The organism is Actinoplanes awajinensis subsp. mycoplanecinus (assembly GCF_001509495.1).
Taxonomy (GTDB): Bacteria; Actinomycetota; Actinomycetes; order Mycobacteriales; family Micromonosporaceae; genus Actinoplanes; species Actinoplanes palleronii.
Map to the genome: position 1 here is coordinate 22,413 of NZ_LLZH01000344.1, position 15,816 is coordinate 38,228.

15 protein-coding genes are annotated in these 15,816 nt (G+C 71.1%); 7 read left to right on the forward strand and 8 right to left on the reverse strand.

Going from position 1 to position 15,816, the window contains the following annotated elements:
• Window positions 1-12 precede the first annotated feature (12 nt).
• From ADL15_RS49245 to ADL15_RS49270, 6 genes are read left to right on the forward strand one after another with little or no spacing between them, the layout of a single operon-like run.
• Entirely contained in the window at window positions 13-1,182 is a 1,170-nt protein-coding gene (locus tag ADL15_RS49245) for an AAA family ATPase (RefSeq protein WP_067707939.1), read from the forward strand.
• Between the two features lie 25 nt (window positions 1,183-1,207).
• On the forward strand, window positions 1,208-2,590 hold the full coding sequence (locus tag ADL15_RS49250) for a CpaF family protein (protein WP_067707942.1): 1,383 nt from the start codon (window positions 1,208-1,210) through the stop codon (window positions 2,588-2,590).
• Between the two features lie 6 nt (window positions 2,591-2,596).
• Window positions 2,597-3,571 carry a type II secretion system F family protein gene (locus tag ADL15_RS49255; protein WP_067707945.1) on the forward strand — a complete coding sequence of 325 codons (975 nt, stop codon included), beginning with the start codon at window positions 2,597-2,599 and terminating at the stop codon, window positions 3,569-3,571.
• A 1-nt stretch (window position 3,572) separates the two neighbouring features.
• The gene (locus tag ADL15_RS49260; RefSeq protein ID WP_067707949.1) at window positions 3,573-4,490 is read left to right on the forward strand and encodes a type II secretion system F family protein; all 918 of its coding nucleotides are present in this window, start codon (window positions 3,573-3,575) and stop codon (window positions 4,488-4,490) included.
• Window positions 4,491-4,531: 41 nt separating this feature from the next.
• Window positions 4,532-6,214: a sensor histidine kinase gene (locus ADL15_RS49265; protein WP_232345112.1), complete on the forward strand. Its 1,683-nt coding sequence runs from the start codon at window positions 4,532-4,534 to the stop codon at window positions 6,212-6,214.
• 47 nt (window positions 6,215-6,261) lie between these two features.
• Complete coding sequence (locus ADL15_RS49270) at window positions 6,262-6,636, forward strand: VOC family protein (RefSeq protein WP_067707952.1); 375 nt, start codon at window positions 6,262-6,264, stop codon at window positions 6,634-6,636.
• A 5-nt stretch (window positions 6,637-6,641) separates the two neighbouring features.
• Here ADL15_RS49270 and ADL15_RS49275 read toward each other — a convergent pair whose 3' ends face one another.
• The 7 genes from ADL15_RS49275 to ADL15_RS49305 all read right to left on the reverse strand — a co-directional run bounded on the left by ADL15_RS49275 (window position 6,642) and on the right by ADL15_RS49305 (window position 12,994).
• Window positions 6,642-7,046, reverse strand: a complete 405-nt coding sequence (locus tag ADL15_RS49275) for a VOC family protein (protein ID WP_067707975.1) — start codon at window positions 7,044-7,046, stop codon at window positions 6,642-6,644.
• A 10-nt stretch (window positions 7,047-7,056) separates the two neighbouring features.
• Entirely contained in the window at window positions 7,057-7,500 is a 444-nt protein-coding gene (locus tag ADL15_RS49280) for a helix-turn-helix transcriptional regulator (protein WP_067707955.1), read from the reverse strand.
• Between the two features lie 19 nt (window positions 7,501-7,519).
• Window positions 7,520-8,131, reverse strand: coding sequence for an HAD-IA family hydrolase (locus ADL15_RS49285; RefSeq protein ID WP_083972662.1), 612 nt, complete (start codon window positions 8,129-8,131; stop codon window positions 7,520-7,522).
• 65 nt (window positions 8,132-8,196) lie between these two features.
• Window positions 8,197-8,799, reverse strand: coding sequence for an Rv1733c family protein (locus ADL15_RS49290; RefSeq protein WP_067707958.1), 603 nt, complete (start codon window positions 8,797-8,799; stop codon window positions 8,197-8,199).
• 50 nt (window positions 8,800-8,849) lie between these two features.
• Window positions 8,850-10,139: a HupE/UreJ family protein gene (locus ADL15_RS49295; protein ID WP_067707960.1), complete on the reverse strand. Its 1,290-nt coding sequence runs from the start codon at window positions 10,137-10,139 to the stop codon at window positions 8,850-8,852.
• Window positions 10,139-11,344, reverse strand: a complete 1,206-nt coding sequence (locus ADL15_RS49300; protein WP_232345113.1) for a DUF3500 domain-containing protein — start codon at window positions 11,342-11,344, stop codon at window positions 10,139-10,141. The genes ADL15_RS49295 and ADL15_RS49300 overlap by 1 nt, the downstream gene beginning before the upstream one ends.
• Window positions 11,345-11,524: 180 nt before the next feature.
• Window positions 11,525-12,994, reverse strand: a complete 1,470-nt coding sequence (locus tag ADL15_RS49305) for an alpha-amylase family glycosyl hydrolase (RefSeq protein WP_067707962.1) — start codon at window positions 12,992-12,994, stop codon at window positions 11,525-11,527.
• Window positions 12,995-13,282: 288 nt separating this feature from the next.
• Here ADL15_RS49305 and ADL15_RS49310 point away from each other — a divergent pair, with 288 nt between their 5' ends.
• Window positions 13,283-14,509 (forward strand): pyridoxal phosphate-dependent aminotransferase, encoded by a 1,227-nt coding sequence (locus tag ADL15_RS49310; protein ID WP_067707964.1) that lies wholly within the window; start codon window positions 13,283-13,285, stop codon window positions 14,507-14,509.
• Window positions 14,510-14,604: 95 nt separating this feature from the next.
• Here ADL15_RS49310 and ADL15_RS49315 read toward each other — a convergent pair whose 3' ends face one another.
• Window positions 14,605-15,588 (reverse strand): aldo/keto reductase, encoded by a 984-nt coding sequence (locus ADL15_RS49315; RefSeq protein WP_067707967.1) that lies wholly within the window; start codon window positions 15,586-15,588, stop codon window positions 14,605-14,607.
• Window positions 15,589-15,816 lie beyond the last annotated feature (228 nt).

A 15,816-nucleotide genomic window follows, 5' to 3' on the forward strand; every position in this document is an offset into this window, starting at 1 on the left:
GGAGGCGAAACGATGAGCCTCTACGTCTACGTCGAGCCGGACGACGAGCGCCGGGCGCACTGGGGTGACGACTTCCGGTCGATCGGCGGCACCATGCTCAAGAGCATGAGCGAGCTGGAGACGTACCTGCCCCGGTACCCGGAGACCCTGCTCGTGGTGCTCGGCGCCGAGGTGGACCTGGAAGAAGCGCTGATGTTCACGGCGTACCAGCGGCTGCAGCGCCCGGTGATCGGGGTGGTGCTGGTCCGCCGGGTGATCGAGGCCGACGCGGTGATGCGCTGCCTGCAGTCCGGTATCCGGGAGCTGGTCGCCGAACAGGACGAGGAGGGCATCCGGGCGGCCACGGTCCGCTCGGTCGACCTCTCCAAGGCGCTCAGCACCAGCATGCGCGGCGCGGGCGACGCCGCACCGTTCGCCCGGGTGATCACCGTCTTCGCCGGCAAGGGCGGCTGCGGCCGCAGCGTGGTCGCGGTGAACCTGGCGGTGGCGCTGGCCGGCGCCGGCCGCCGGGTGCTGCTGATGGACCTGGACCTGCAGTTCGGCGACGTGGCGATCATGATGAAGCTGTCGCCGGAACGCAGCATCGCCGGCGGCCTGCCGATGGCCGGGCGGCTGGACGAGCCGGGCCTGCGCTCGATCGTCACCAACTACCGGACCGGCCTGGACACGCTGCTCGCGCCGGCCAGCCCGGCCGAGGGTGAGCAGGTCCGCCGCGAGTTCGTGGTCGAGCTGCTGGACGTGGCCCGCCCGCTCTACGACTTCATCGTGGTGGACACCCCGTCGGTGGTCACCGACCAGGTGCTCGCCGCGCTGGACATGTCCGACTGGTTCGTCCCGATCGTCACCCCGGACCTGCCCACGCTCAAGTCGGTCCGGCTGACCTCGGAGATGTTCGACCTGCTCGACTACCCGAAGGACAAGCGCCTGCTGGTGTTCAACCGGGCCAACACCCAGGTCGGCCTGAGCCCGGCCGAGGTGGAGCTGGCCGTCGGGATGCCGTTCGCGGTGCAGGTCCCGTCCAGCCGGGACGTGATCGTCTCGGTCAACCAGGGTGAGCCGATCGCGATGACCGACCCGCTGCACCCGGTCAGCCGGGCGATCCGGGAGCTGGCCGACCGGTGCGCCGGCGTGGACACCACCCCGCAGGAGCGCCGCAGCTTCCTGAGCCGGCTGTTCAAGTGAACGACCCGAAGGACAGGTGGGACAGGTGAGCCTCTCCAGCCGGCTGGGCGGCGCCGCCGCGGCGGCCGCGGCCGCAGCCATCGCCTCCACCGAGCCGCGCGGCGGCGAACGGTACCGCGCCGCCGGCCGCCAGCCCACCGACCAGGTCGGCGAGGTACGGCTGCGGATCCAGCGCAAACTCGCCGACGAGCTCGGCCCGACGCTCTACAGCAACGACCGCAGCGACGACCTGGACGCACGGGTCCGCGAGGCGCTCAACGAGCTGCTGGCCCGGGAGGAGACCCCGCTCTCCGGCGCCGACCGCACCCGGATCACCCGCGAGGTGATCGACGAGGTGCTCGGCCACGGCCCGATCGAGTCGCTGCTGCGCGACACGTCGGTGACCGAGGTGATGGTGAACGGGGCGCACTCGGTCTACGTGGAACGCTTCGGCCGGATCGAGAAGGTGGCCGCCGAGTTCGACGACGAGTCACACCTGCGCCGGATCATCGACCGGATCTGCTCCCGGGTCGGCCGGCGGGTGGACGAGGCCAGCCCGATGGTGGACGCCCGCCTGCCGGACGGCAGCCGGGTCAACGCCGTGGTGCCGCCGATCGCCCTGGACGGCTCGTCGCTGACCATCCGGAAGTTCGCCTCGGTGCCGCTCACCGTCGGCGACCTGCTGCAGTACGGCACGCTGACCCGGCCGGCCGCCGAGTTCCTGGACGCCTGCGTGCGCGGCCGGCGCAACATCGTGGTCAGCGGCGGCACCGGCTCCGGCAAGACCACCGTGCTGAACATCCTGTCCGGCTTCGTGCCGACCGACGAGCGCATCGTCACCATCGAGGACGCCGCCGAGCTCCAGCTGGTCCAGGACCACGTGGTGCGCCTGGAGTCCCGGCCGTCGAACTCGGAGGGCCGCGGCACCATCACCACCCGCGAGCTGGTCCGCAACGCGCTGCGGATGCGGCCGGACCGGATCGTGGTCGGCGAGGTGCGCGACAGCGCCGCGCTGGACATGCTGCAGGCGATGAACACCGGTCACGACGGCTCGCTGACCACCCTGCACGCCAACACTCCCCGGGACGCGCTGTCCCGGATGGAGACCATGGTGCTGATGGCCGGGATGGACCTGCCGATCCGCGCGATCCGGGATCAGGTCGCCTCCGCGGTCGACCTGATCCTGCAGGTCAGCCGGTTCAAGGACGGCACCCGCAAGGTCACCCACATCACCGAGGTGGTCGGCATGGAGGGTGACGTGATCACCTTGCAGGACCTTTTCCTGTACGACCCCACGGCCACCTCGGACCTGCCCGGCGGCATCCCGGTGATCAAGTCCACCGGTATCCGCCCGCACTTCACCGACACTCTGGCCATGTACGGCGTGACCCTGCCGGCCACCATGTTCTCCAACAGCCGGCGGCGGTGAGGCGGCGTGTCCGCCCAGCCGATGCTGGCCCTGGTCGTCGCGGTCCTGGCCACCGGCACCGCGGTGTTCGCCCTGGCCTGGCTGCTGCTGCAGAGCGCGTTCGGCAAAACCCCGATCCAGCGCCGGCTGGCCACCCTGCGGCAGTTCACCGTACGGAAGGAGACCGCACCCGACCCGCCGCTGCGCCGGTTGCTCGCCGCCCAGGGCCGGCGCGTCGAACGGCGTCCCGGCCTGCACACCCTGGCCGAACGCAGCGCCCCGCTGCTGGACCGGCTGGGTGGCAGCCTGCGACCGGGCGAGTGGCTGGTCGTCCGCCTGTACGCCGCGCTCGGCGTGATGCTGCTCCTCGGCCTGCTGCTGACGCCGGTACTGGGCCTGCTCGGGCTGCCGGCCGGGTTCTTCGGGGCGAACGCCGTGCTGCGGTCCCGGATCCGCCGCCGCGAGCGGGTGTTCGCCGACGAGCTGCCGGGCGCCCTCCAACTCATGATCAGCTCGCTGCGCTCCGGCTTCACCCTGCACCAGTCGGTCGAGGCGTCGGTCCGTGACGACCCCGGGCCGGTCGCCAGCGAGCTGCGCCGGGCGCTCTCCGAGACCCGGATCAGCGGCGAGTTCGAGGACGCCCTGGAACGGATCGGCGAACGGATGCACAGCGCCGAGATGATCTGGCTGGTGATGGCGCTGCGCCTGCAGCGGGAGGTGGGCGGCAGCCTGGTCGAGGTGATGCAGACGACCGCGGACACCATGAAGGAGCGGGCCTACCTGATGCGGCAGGTGCGCAGCCTGTCCGGCGAGGGCCGGGTCTCGGCGTACACCCTGGGCGCGATGCCGTTCATGGCGGCCGGCGGGCTCTGGGTGGTCCGGCCGGAGTACCTGCGGCCGATGTTCCACCAGCCGGCCGGCATCGCCATGATCGCCGCCGCGCTGGTCATGATGGGTATCGGCGTGGTCTGGCTGCGAGCCGTGGTCAAGGTCGAGGTGTGAGGTGAGCGGCTACGTCGTCGCGCTCGGCGCGGCGATCGGGATGGCCACCGCCGTGCTGCTCGCCGCGGCCGCCGCGGTGCTGCCCGCGCCACGCCGCGACCGCCTGCTGCGGGCACTGTCCCAGTACGGCAGCGGCGGGTCGATCCGGGTGCAGGCCTCGCACCCGATCACCCGCCGGATCCGCTCGATCACCCGGGTCCTGGTGGAGCGGCTGGGTGACGCGATCACCTCGGACCAGGACCGGACGCGGCTGGCACAGGGCCTGGACTACGCCGGCAACCCGGCCGCCTGGCCGCTGAGCCGGGTGATCCGGTTACGGCCGTTCGTCACCGTCGGGGCCTCCGCCTTCTGCTCCGCGGTCGGGAACGCCCTGGCGCCCGACGGGGGCGCGCTGCTGGGCGCGCTCGGCGGCCTGGCGCTCGGCTTCTTCCTGCCCCGGCTGATGCTCTACAACGCCGGGGTGAAACGGCAGGAGAAGGTCCAGCGGTCGCTGCCGGACGTGATGGACGCCCTGGTCATCGGGGTGGAGGCGGGCCTGGGCCTGGACGCCGCGATGGATCACATCGGCCGGAGCCTGACCGGCCCGATGGCCGACGAGCTGCGCCGGGTGCTGCAGGAGATGCGGCTCGGCGTGTCCCGGTCCGACGCACTGCGCTCGCTCGCCGCCCGCACCACGGTCCGCGACCTGAAACGCCTGGTCACCGCGCTGGTGCAGGCCGGCGAGCTGGGCATCTCGGTGGCCAACATCCTCCGCGAGCACTCACAGGACCAGCGGGCCCGGCGGCGGCAGCGGGCCGAGGAGATGGCACAGAAGGTGCCGATCAAGCTGATCTTCCCGGTGATCTTCTGCATGCTGCCGGCGATCTTCGTGATCCTGATCGGGCCGGCCGTGCTGAACCTGATGGCCGCCTTCAAATAGCAGATCACTAATCCCGGGCCCGGAAATGCCGAACAACGGGTGTGACCGCGCTGATCGAACTGCCGTTCCCGGATCTGGAACAGGACCGGCTCGCCGCGCTGCACGAGTACCAGTTGCTCGACGAGCCGGCCGACGACGAGCTGTCCGCGGTCGTCCGGGTCGCCGCCGTGGTGGCCGACGTGCCGCACGCGACCCTGAACCTGATGGACGAGAACCGGCAGTGCTCGCTCACCACGGTCGGCTTCGAGGGCGGCGACATCCCCCGCACCGAGTCGATGTGCAATCTGCACTTCCTCGAAGGTGGCACCATCCAGATCCCGGATGCCACCCGCCACCCGAGGTACGCCGGCCACCCGCACGTGGACGGCCGGCTCGGAGCGGTCCGCTTCTATGCGTCCACCTCACTGGTCACCCCGGCCGGCTACGTGCTCGGGACTCTCTGCGTCTTCGACTTCACGCCGAAGACGCTCACCGACCGGCAGCTCGCCCGCCTCGAGGATCTCGGCGCGGTGCTGGTCGGGCTCTTCGAACGGCGCCGCCAGGCCCGGCTCAACGCCGCGATGGCCGCGGAGTCCGAACGCAACCGCAAATTCATCGACACCGTGCTGGAGACGGTCGAGGTGGGTATCGCGGCGTCCGACGAGACCGGTGAGCTGACCGTGCTGAACCGGGCCGCCCGCCGGTGGGGCGGCGTCGAGCTCAGCAACGAGCTCCCGTCCCGGGACCAGAGCCGGTACCGGATGTTCCGGCCGGACGGGGTCACCCCGCTGGCCGAGGACGAGACTCCGCTGCAGCGGGTGTTGCGCGAGAACTACCTGGACGGCGCCGAGATGATCCTGCGGACCGCCTCCGACGATTACATCTCGGTGCTGGCCAGCGGCCGGGCCATGTTCGCCGACACCGGCGAGCGGATCGGCGCGGTCGTGGCGCTCACCGACATCACCTCCGACCGGGTCTACCGGCGGCGGCTGGAGCAGGCGCACACCGAGGTGGCGCTGCGCGAGGAGCAGCTGCAGGCCGCGGTGGTCGAGCTGGAACGGTCCAACGACGAGCTGGAGGGTTTCGCCGCCGCGGTCAGCCACGACCTGGTCCGCCCGCTGGCCGGGGCGCACGGCTACCTCGACCTGCTGGACGAGGCGTACGGCGAGCACCTGGACGCCCGGGCCGCCAAGTGGGTCGGCGGCGCGCTGCGGGCCGTGGAACGGATGCAGCAGCTGGTCCAGGCGCTGCTCAGTTACGCCCGGGCCGGGCACGCGCCGTGCCAGCCCGGCGAGGTCGACCTGAACGACGTGGTCGAGCAGGTCACCGCGGACCTGCGCACCCTGATCGAGAGCGGACAGGCCGACGTCGGGGTGCAGGGCCGGCTACCGGTGATCACCGGGGACCACACGCTGATCCGTCAGCTGCTGCAGAACCTGGTGGACAACGCGATCAAGTACCGGCACCCGGACCGGCGGCCGCGGATCAGGATCAGCTGCTCCGCCGAGCCGGACGGGTGGCACATCGTGGTCACCGACAACGGGATGGGCATCCCGGCCGAGCACCGCGCCCGGATCTTCGACATGTTCGCGCAGGTGGATCCGGAGTCCCGCAAGGGCCACGGGATCGGGCTCTCCACCTGCCTGCGGATCGTGGAGCGGCACGGCGGGACGATCGAGCTGGACGACGCGCCGGGCGGCGGCACCGCGGTCCGGCTGCGGATGCCGTTGGTCCTGCCGGGCTGAACGCGCGCCCTTGACCTCAACCGGGCTCGAAGTCGCAGGATCTCCCGATGACGATCGATCACGCGACCGTACGGATCGCCCGCCCGTGCACCGACCTGGCCGCCGCCGAACGGTTCTACGTCCACGGGCTCGGGCTGGCCGAGCTGTTCCGCAAGCCGGACCTGCTGATGGCCGGCCCCCGGGGCGCGTCCTGGCACCTGGAGCTGGTCGCCGGTGACCTCCGGCCGACGCCGACCGAGGAGGACCTGCTCGTCCTCTACCTGGGCGAACCGGTCGACCCGGCCCTGGTGGAGCGCCTGACCGAGCACGGCGGGACGGTCGTCTCTCAGGGCGAGTACTGGGACCGCTGGGGCGTCACCGTGCAGGACCCGGACGGGTACCGCCTGGTCCTGTCCACCCGCAGCTGGTCCAACTCTGCTTGATCCGGCTAACTCTGGTTGATTCTGATCAGGTTCCCGGCCGGGTCGCGGAACGCGCAGTCCCGGATGCCGTACGGCTGGTCGGCCGGCTCCTGGACCACCTCGGCGCCGCCGGCCACCAGCCGCTCGAAGACCCCGTCGAGGTCCTCGGTGGCCAGGGTCAGCGCCGCGAAGCTGCCCTTCGCCATCAACTCGGCGATCACCCGGCGCTCGTCCTCGGTGATGCCCGGATCGACGGCCGGCGGGTGCAGCACGATCGAGGTGGGCTGCCCCTTCGGCCCGACCGTGATCCAGCGCATCCCGCCGTAGCCGACGTCGTTGCGGACCTCGAAGCCGAGGATGTCGCGGTAGAAACCGAGTGCGGCGTCCGGGTCGACGTGGGGGAGGAAACTCGCATGAATTCTGATGTCCATGCCGACCATGCTAGGAACCGGACGACGCCCGGGCTTCTCTATTCCTGACCGGTCTGGTGACCTGTTTGGCCACGCAGGACGGGATGCCCTCGGTGGCGTCCGCGGCGCTCTTCTTGTACGCGCTCGGCGAGATGCCGACCAGCTGGGTGAACCGGGTGCTGAATGTGCCCAGCGACGAACACCCGACGGTGAAACAGACCTCGGTCACGCTCAGGTCGCCCCGGCGGAGCAGCGACATCGCCCGCTCGATCCGCCGGGTCATCAGGTACCCGTACGGTGATTCGCCGAAGGCGGTCTTGAACTCGCGGCTGAGGTGGCCGGCGGACATGTTGGCCCCGCGGGCCAGGGCCTCGACGTCGAGCGGCTGAGCGTAGTCACGGTCGATCCGGTCGCGGACCCGGCGCAGGCGCACGAGGTCCCGCAGCCGTTGCTCGTGCGAGGACTTGCCGCTCACCTCCGCATCGTGCCACGGATCAGAGCATGCGGGCCAGCTCAGCCAGATCGTCGACGGTGAGGTCGGCGGGCAGGCCGCGCAGGCCCACGGTCCGCGCACCGGCCGCCCGGCCGGCCCGCACGCCCACCTCGGCGTCCTCCACCACCAGGCAGTCCGCCGGCGCGACCCCGAGCGCCGCGGCGGCCCGCAGGTATCCGTCCGGTGCGGGCTTGCCGGCCGCCACGTCCTCGACCGTGACCAGCAGCGGCGGGGTGATCCCGGCGGCGCCCAGCCGGGCCTTCGCCAGGCGGACGTCGGCACTGGTCACCACGGCCCACGGCAGACCGCGCCGGGCCAGCGTGCCGAGCAGTTCGCCCGCGCCGGTGGCCGGGGTCACGTCGGACAGATCGTCGTACTGCAGCGCCAGCTGGCGGGCCGCGGCGGCGTTGACGACATCGTCGGAGGAGGCGGCCGGGAGGAACGTCCGGACTGTCGTCCCGGCCGGCGCGCCGTGCGCGACGATCATGACCGCGTCCGGGTCCACGCCGTACTCGGCGGACCAGACGCGCCAGGCCCGCTCGACCGCGGCGTGCGACTCGACCAGCGTGCCGTCCATGTCGAGCAGCACCGCCCGGATTCCCGACAGCTCCACGTCACCCTCCCGCGCCCATCCACTTCCCCGTTTATCCTCTTCCCCAGAGCATAAACGGGGCCGGGTCAGCGCCGCCCGCCCCAGCGCCGGTCCCGGCTCCACCGCGGGCCGACCCGGCGCCACTCCCGTGCCCAGGACCGGTCCCGTTGCAGGTCCAGCAGCCCCAGCCCGGCCCGGTGCAGCCCGACCAGCCCGGCGGCCAGGCAGATCGTCGCGGCCAGCCCGACCAGGACCGCCTGCGACGTGGGGTTCCGGCGGACCGGCGGCACCTGCAGGCCGCCCGCGTCGTCCACCCAGATCGTCACCCGGCTGCCGGCCCGGACCGGCTCGACGCCGGTCTGCACGATGCCGCGGTGCGCCGACCCGTCCGGCCCGGTCCAGACGGCGTGCGCGGCCTGCGGCGCGGCGGTCCGGGTGCCGGTGGCGCCGATCGTCCCGGCGTCCTCGGCCAGCACCGCATCGACCCGGAAGACGTGCTCCCGCTCCCACTGCTGCGCCCGCAGGTCCGACCGGTACCCGGCCGCACCGGCCCACCAGGCCAGCAGCGGCGCACCCGCCAGGAACGTGAAGACCAGCACGAACACCAGCAGACTCTCGACGCGGTCCGTGGTGCGGCGCAGCACGTTGCGTTCCCAGCCGAGCCGGCGTGTGACCCGTAGCCCGATCATCTCTCTGCTCCCTCTCCCCGCGGCTCCAACCCGCGACCCCCGGGTGAGCATCACCCGGAAGCGACCCCGGACGACGCACATCGCCGCACTGAACGGGTACGGAGACCGGCGAGCATCCAGATCAGTGCGGTGAGGGTTGTCGCGGTCAGCACGAGCAGCAGCGGGGTGGTGTGCGCGCCCACGCCGTCAGCCGCGGCCGCGACCGGGTTCGGGTAGCCCAGCCGGGCGACCAGCCACCCCGACGCCGCCACTCCGGTGACGGTGGCGCCGGCGATCCGGAAACCCGGCCCGATCCGGGTCCGGGCGACCACCACCAGCGCCGGCAGCACCAGGGCGACCAGGGCGAGCTGGACCAGCTCGATGCCGAGGTTGAACCCGAAGAGACTCAGCGCGAGCCGCCCGGTGGACAGCTGCATCTCGGCGAGGGTGAAAGAGAAGGCCATGCCGTGCCCCAGACCGAAGATTCCGGCAACGACCGCTTCACGACCAGGAAAAATTGGGCGTACGGCATGAAGCGCGCCGATCAGGATGCTCGCCGCGATGAACGCCTCCACCGGCCACGCCGGGATGTCCAGGTGGGTCAGCGCGCTCAGGGCCAGCGCCACGGAGTGCCCGGCGGTGAACGCCAGCGTCGTACGCCCGATCCGGCCGGCCGCCGCCCGGGTGCCGGCCGGGCCACGCCACCGCCCGCCGGCCGCCAGCAGCGGGGCGGGCAGCAGCAGGATCAGCAGGAAGAGCAGGTGATCGGTGCCCGCCAGGATGTGACCGCCACCCAGCTTCACCATGGCCACGACGCCCGACCAGGTGCTGCCGTGTGCCAGGTTCACGTCCAGCGCCGGCACGGTCATGGTGCGGTTGTCGATCGCGATCGTGCCGACCTGCACGGCGTCCGGCTCCACCCGGCCGGCGGCCCAGTCCTGCCGGACCGAGACCAGCACGGTGTGGGTGACCACCTGGTGCACGATCACGTCGTACGAAAAAATGAAGTGCCTGATGTCGCCGCCCGGTGGCGGTGTCAGCGTCGCCGCGGCGACGACCTCCTGATAGGGACCGGTCGAGGTCTGCTCGGCCCGGCCGACCGTGAGATCGCCGATCGTGACGGTCCAGGCCCGGCCGTCGGTGGTGACCGGCCTGATGTGCGCGGCCAGATACGCCGAGATCGGCTCGCCCTGGCGCGCGAGCTCCAGGTCACCGGCCGGCAGCTGCAGGTGCGCGGTCACCGACGTCTCGTGCACGTCGAGCAGGACCACCGAGTGCGGCATGGGATGCGCCGAGGCCGGCGACGCCCCGCACAGGAACGCCGCCGTCACCACCAGCGCGGTGATGAGTGCCCGTCGCATCAGAAGGAGAACTCTCCACCGTAGTCACGGGTGTGGTCACGGTAGACCGTGTGGTAGTGGACCTGGTCCTGGTAGACGATGCCGTTCTGGACCACGAACTCGACCCAGACGCTCGGGCCGTCGATCCGCACGTAGTCGCCCTGGGTGTCGTAGCCGGTGCCGCCGGAGACACCGACGAACGTCCGGTCCAGCTCGGACTCGTAGACCTTCAGCAGCTGCTGCGCGGTGGCGTCGTCGGCCACCGCGACCCACGGCTTGATCGCGTCGAGGACCAGCTTCTTCTGCTTCGGCGCGAGCGTCCGGACCGCGACGCCCTCCTTGGTCGCCGGGAAGTTGCCGTCCTGCTGCGGGCCGACCAGCACGTCGCCGAACGACTCGGTCAGCGTGGCGGCGGTCAGCTGCTTGGTGCTGAGGCTGCCGGTGAGCGCGGCGATCGCGTTCTTCTGCCGGGCCATCGCCTCGACGGTGGCGCCGTCGGCGCCGGTGTAACTGATCGGCTCGACGCCGATGAAGAACGGGCTGGCGCTGACACCCTTCCCGTTCTTGTACGTGACGTGCACGGCCAGGTGGTGCCCGCCGAAGCCGAGCTCCCAGGTGCCGGTCAGCGACGGGGTGCCGAGGAAGGCCAGGTAGTAGTAGCCGCTGCCGTACTGGAAGGCGCCCATCCCGCCCGACGGCGCGGAGGGTGCCGGAGCCGCCGACGCATCACTTGACGGCGCTGGGCCTCCGCCGCCGCCCGGGCCGGTCGAGGGGTCGTAGTCCGCGGCGAGCAGGTCGTCGGCGGCCAGGATGTCGTTGATCTGGTCGATGCCGGTGCCCGTCCCGGTGCCGGTGGCCGCCGCCAGCACGGCCTTCGCGGCGGTGAGCTGCTCCGCGGTGAGGTCACCGAGCGCGATGCCGGGACGGCAGGTGCCGGCACACGGCAGGTTCGACCAGGCGGCGGCGTTCTCCGCGGTGAAGTCGATGAGGACTTCGGCCTTCTGGTCGTCGCTGAGTGTGTCCAGGAAAGCGTTGGCGGCGTTCACCAGTCCCGCGACCCCCTTGGCGCCCCGGGTCGGGTCTTTCGGGGCGGCCTTCGCCTGATTGTTCGCCGCACCGCCCTTGTTGTCGACCGTCGCGGCGTTCGCGGTGGCGATGCCGGCACCGAGGACGGCGAGGGCGGTCGCGGCGAGGGCCACGCCGCGCCAGGCCTTTGGATGCTTCACGGATGCTCCTCAAGAGAAAGTGGATCGGCAACAGGATTGTTGACAACCCAACTCAGGGAAAGCAACCCGCCGATAGCGAATTACGCCTATGAGTTCTTTATCAGGACCCTGTCAATATGTCCCCAGCTGCGAAAACGCTGAAAGGAAATACGCATGGGTAATTGACAGCGTCAGCACAGGTCATTCAAAAGAAAGGATGTGGAATCCCCACGCCGGCAGGTCGACATACAGACCGTCGGCGGCCAGTTCACTGCCGGAACGCTCGAAGACCCGGCCGTCCATCCGGTCGACCAGCCGCCAGGCCCGCCCGGCCAGCTCCGGCCAGGGCAGCTCGACCCGGCACTGCGCCGGCTGCCCGGAGTAGTTGACCACGGTCAGGTCCCGCGGCACCCGGCCGTCGTGCCAGGCCCAGGCCAGCATGTCCTGATGCGTCGGGTTGTCCGCCCAGCCGTGCGTCGGCACCTGCCGCCAGTCACCCCGGCGTACGGTCGCGGCCACCTGGATCAACCGGCGGTGGAAGTCCCGCAGGCGCGCGTCGGCCGGCTCGTCCGGATATCGGGCCAGGAAGACCGGCAGGTGCGTGCGCCGGCCCTCGAACTGCCCGTCGTGCCAGAGCGTCCCACCCGGCAGGGTGGACAGCGCCACCGCCGCGGCCCGGCCCCGCCCGCCCGGCGTCGTCGCGGCCGCCCGCGGCTCGTCGTGGTTCTCCAGGAAACGGATCAGCCGGTCCTGGTAGTCGCGGCCGGCCTCCAGGTGCTTGCGGACCGAGGCGGCGTCCTCGTGCGCGAGCCGGTCGTAGAGCCGCTTGTCGTAACAGAAGTCGAAGCCCTGCAGCTGCAACAGCCACTCGGTGTCCCAGTAGACCTCGGCGATCAGCACCAGGCCCGGGTGCCGTTCCCGCAGGCGGCCGATCAGCTCGGGCCAGAACTCGGTGGCAGGTCTCGGGCCCGCGTACTTCCCCCAGGTCCCGGCGAAGATGTCGTTCGTCATCAGCATCGCCATGTCGCAGCGCATGCCGTCGCACTGCTCGGCGATGTCCGACATCCCGGCCAGCGTCGCCGCCCGCATCCCCGGCGCGAACGCGTTCAGCTGGGCCACGTCCGGCCACGGCGCGAAATACGGGTCCCGGCCGTGCGCGATCACCCGGTCACCGGCACGGAACCAGTCGGACGGCGCGTGGGCCAGGTCCTCCTCGGTGCCCTGGATGAACCAGTCCGGATGCCGGGTCACCGCGGGATGGTCCGGGGCGACGTGGTTGGGCACGTAGTCGAGCACCAGCTTCAGCCCGCGCCGTCGCAACTCGGCCCGCGCGGTGGCGAGCCCGGCCGGCCCGCCCAGACGTTCGTCGGCCCGGTACCGCCGCACGCAGTACGGCGAGCCGACCACGTCCTCCGGCGTCAGGTCGGGCAGCGCGTGCCGGAACGCCCGCTGCAGCCCCTCGTCGGCCCGGGCCACGGCCAGCCCGGCCGGGCTGCGCTCCCAGACGCCCATCAGCCAGACCGCGTGCATCCCGGGCGCGGCCACCTCGTCCCAGACCTCACCCGGCACGTCGGCCAGGGTGACGGTGCGGCCGAGACGGCGGCCCAGGCCGACCAGCCACGGCCAGGTGTCGATCTCATAGATGGCCGGGGTGGCCGGCCAGCCGGTCATGACGTCACGGTAGCAAGGCGAACGCCTCTCAACATCCCGGATGCCGGTGCCGGCCGGTCGACCGTCCGGGCCGTCACTCCGGCAGCCGGAGCCGCCCGTACCTCGTCCGCGACGGTCACCGAACCCAGCACCACGAAACCGATCAACCCGGTACGCAGGATCCCCCGCATTGTCGTTCCTTTCCTCCGGATTAAGCCTCCATGGGGATCAACGAAGTTGTGAACGATCGGGCTCCGACTCCCGTACTGGGTGGCGGCAGCATCACCGAGGGGTTATCGGGAGGTCACCGTGGCACGGACCGGAATCGACACGTCGATCCTGCACAAGGGATCGCACAGCGCGTCCTACTTCGACCTGGCAAGAGCCGCCGGGGAAGGCGCGGAGATCGTCGACTTCTGCATCCCGTGCAACCCGTACTTCCCCACCCCGGAGATGTTCGACGAGCTCGGCCGGGAGCTGAAGAGCATCCTGAAGTACTACCCGAGCGACTCGGCCACCATCACCAAGAAGCTGGCCAGCGTGCTCAACCTGCACCCGCAGACGGTGGCGATGGCGAACGGCTCCACCGAGCTGATCACCTGGATCGACCACCTGCTGGTCAAGGAGAGCCTGGCCATCCCGATCCCGACGTTCGGCCGGTGGACCGACCAGCCCCTCGAGACCGGCAAGCGGGTGGACATGTTCCCGCTGCAGGAACGCGACGGCTTCCGGCTCGACCTGGACGAGTACGTCGAGTTCATCCGGGAACGCCGCTCGCGGGTCGCGGTGATCTGCAACGTGAACAACCCGGACGGCAACTACCTGCCGCGCCGGGACGTCATCCGGTTCATGGACCAGCTCAGCGACCTCGACCTGGTGATCGTCGACGAGTCGTTCATCGACTTCTCCGACGCCGAGCGCTTCCCCTCGGTCGGCCCGGACGCGGTGATCCGCCCGAACGCGATCGTGCTCAAGTCCCTCGGCAAGAACTTCGGCCTGCACGGCATCCGGTTCGGCTACATGCTGTCCAACCCGGCGATCGCCAGCAAGATCGCGAAGATGCTGCCGAAGTGGAACCTCAACTCCCTCGCGGAGAAGGTCGTCCACATGATCCAGGACCACGAGATGGAGTACGAGGAGAGCCTGCGCCTGCTCAGCCGCGACCGCCGGTCGATGGGCCGCGAGCTGCAGCGCATCCCCGGCCTCACGGTCTTCCCCTCGCAGGGCAACTTCTTCCTGGTCAAGCTGCCGACCGAGTGGTCCGGGGTGGCGCTGCGCGACTACCTGGTCGCCAACCACGGCATCATGACCCGCGAGTGCGGCAACAAGCTCGGCATGACCAGCCAGTTCATGCGCCTCGTGGTGCGGCAGGCCCCGGACGTGGACCGGCTGGTCGACGGCATGCTCGACTACGCGCAGCGCTTCCAGGGCCGCTCGGTCTACGACTCCGACCCCCTCGAGTCGAGCAGCCGCCGCTGGACCGAGCAGTACGAGGACAAGTCCGAGTACGTCGGCCGCCGCTCCGCGATCGCCTGATCTTCCTCGCTTTCCGGGGGCCGGTCTCTTTCCTGCTTTTTCAGAGGCCGGTCCCTTTTTCAGAGGCGGTCCCTTTTTAGAGGCCGGTCCCTTTTTTAGAGGCCGGTCATCCGTTCCATCTGCTCCGGGTAGCGCTCGCCCTGCACCTCGATCTTCGCGGCCGCCGTCTCGATCTCGTCGAGGTCGGCCGGGCTCAGCGTGACCTCGACGGCGCCGAGGTTCTCGTCCAGCCGCTCCAGGCGCCGGGTCCCCGGGATCGGCACGATCCACGGCCGCTGCGCCAGCAGCCAGGCCAGCGCGATCTGCGCTCGCGTCGCACCCTTGCCGTCCGCGATCCGCCCGATCAGCTCGACCAGCGCCTGATTCGCCGCCAGCGCGTCCGCCGAGAACCGCGGCAGCCCGTTGCGCATGTCGTTCTCGGCGAAGACCGTGTCCGCGCCGATCTTCCCGGTCAGGAAGCCGCGGCCCAGCGGGCTGAACGGCACGAACCCGATGCCCAGCTCGGCCAGGGTGTCCAGCAGCCCGCCCTCCGGCTGGCGCGACCACAGCGAGTACTCACTCTGCACCGCGGTGACCGGCTGCACGGCGTGCGCCCGGCGGATCGTCGCGGTGCCCGCCTCGGACATCCCGAAGTGCCGCACCTTGCCCGCCTCGATCAGCTCCCGGACCGCGCCGGCGACGTCCTCGATCGGCACGTCCGGGTCGACCCGGTGCTGGTAGAACAGGTCGATCGCGTCCACCCGCAGCCGCCGCAGGGACGCCTCGGCGACCCGCCGGATGTTCTCCGGCCGGCTGTCCACGCCGCTCTGCCGCCCCTGCTCCTCGATCGCGAACCCGAACTTGGTGGCGATCACCACCTGCCCGCGGAACGGTTCGAGGGCCTCACCGACCAGCTCCTCGTTCACCCACGGGCCGTACACCTCAGCGGTGTCGAAGAGGGTGACACCGCGCTCGACCGCGGTCCGCAGCAGCGCGATGTTCGCGTCCCGGTCCGGCCCGGGCCCATAGCCATGACTCATCCCCATCGCGCCAAACCCGACCGCGGAGACCGTCAGGCCCCCAAGTGCTCTCATCTGCATGTCACGAAACGCTACGACCCCCCACCCCAATCCACCGCCCCCAAGGGGGTCCCTGCCATTACCCCGTTCCCCTCCCCCACCCCAGCCCGACCCAGCCCGACCCAGCGCGACCCAGCGCAGCCCGGCGCGGCCCGGCGCAGCCCGGCGCAGCCCGGCGCAGCCCGGCGCAGCCCGGCGCAGCCCGGCGCAGCCCGGCGCAGCCCGGCGCAGCCCGGCGCAGCCCGGCGC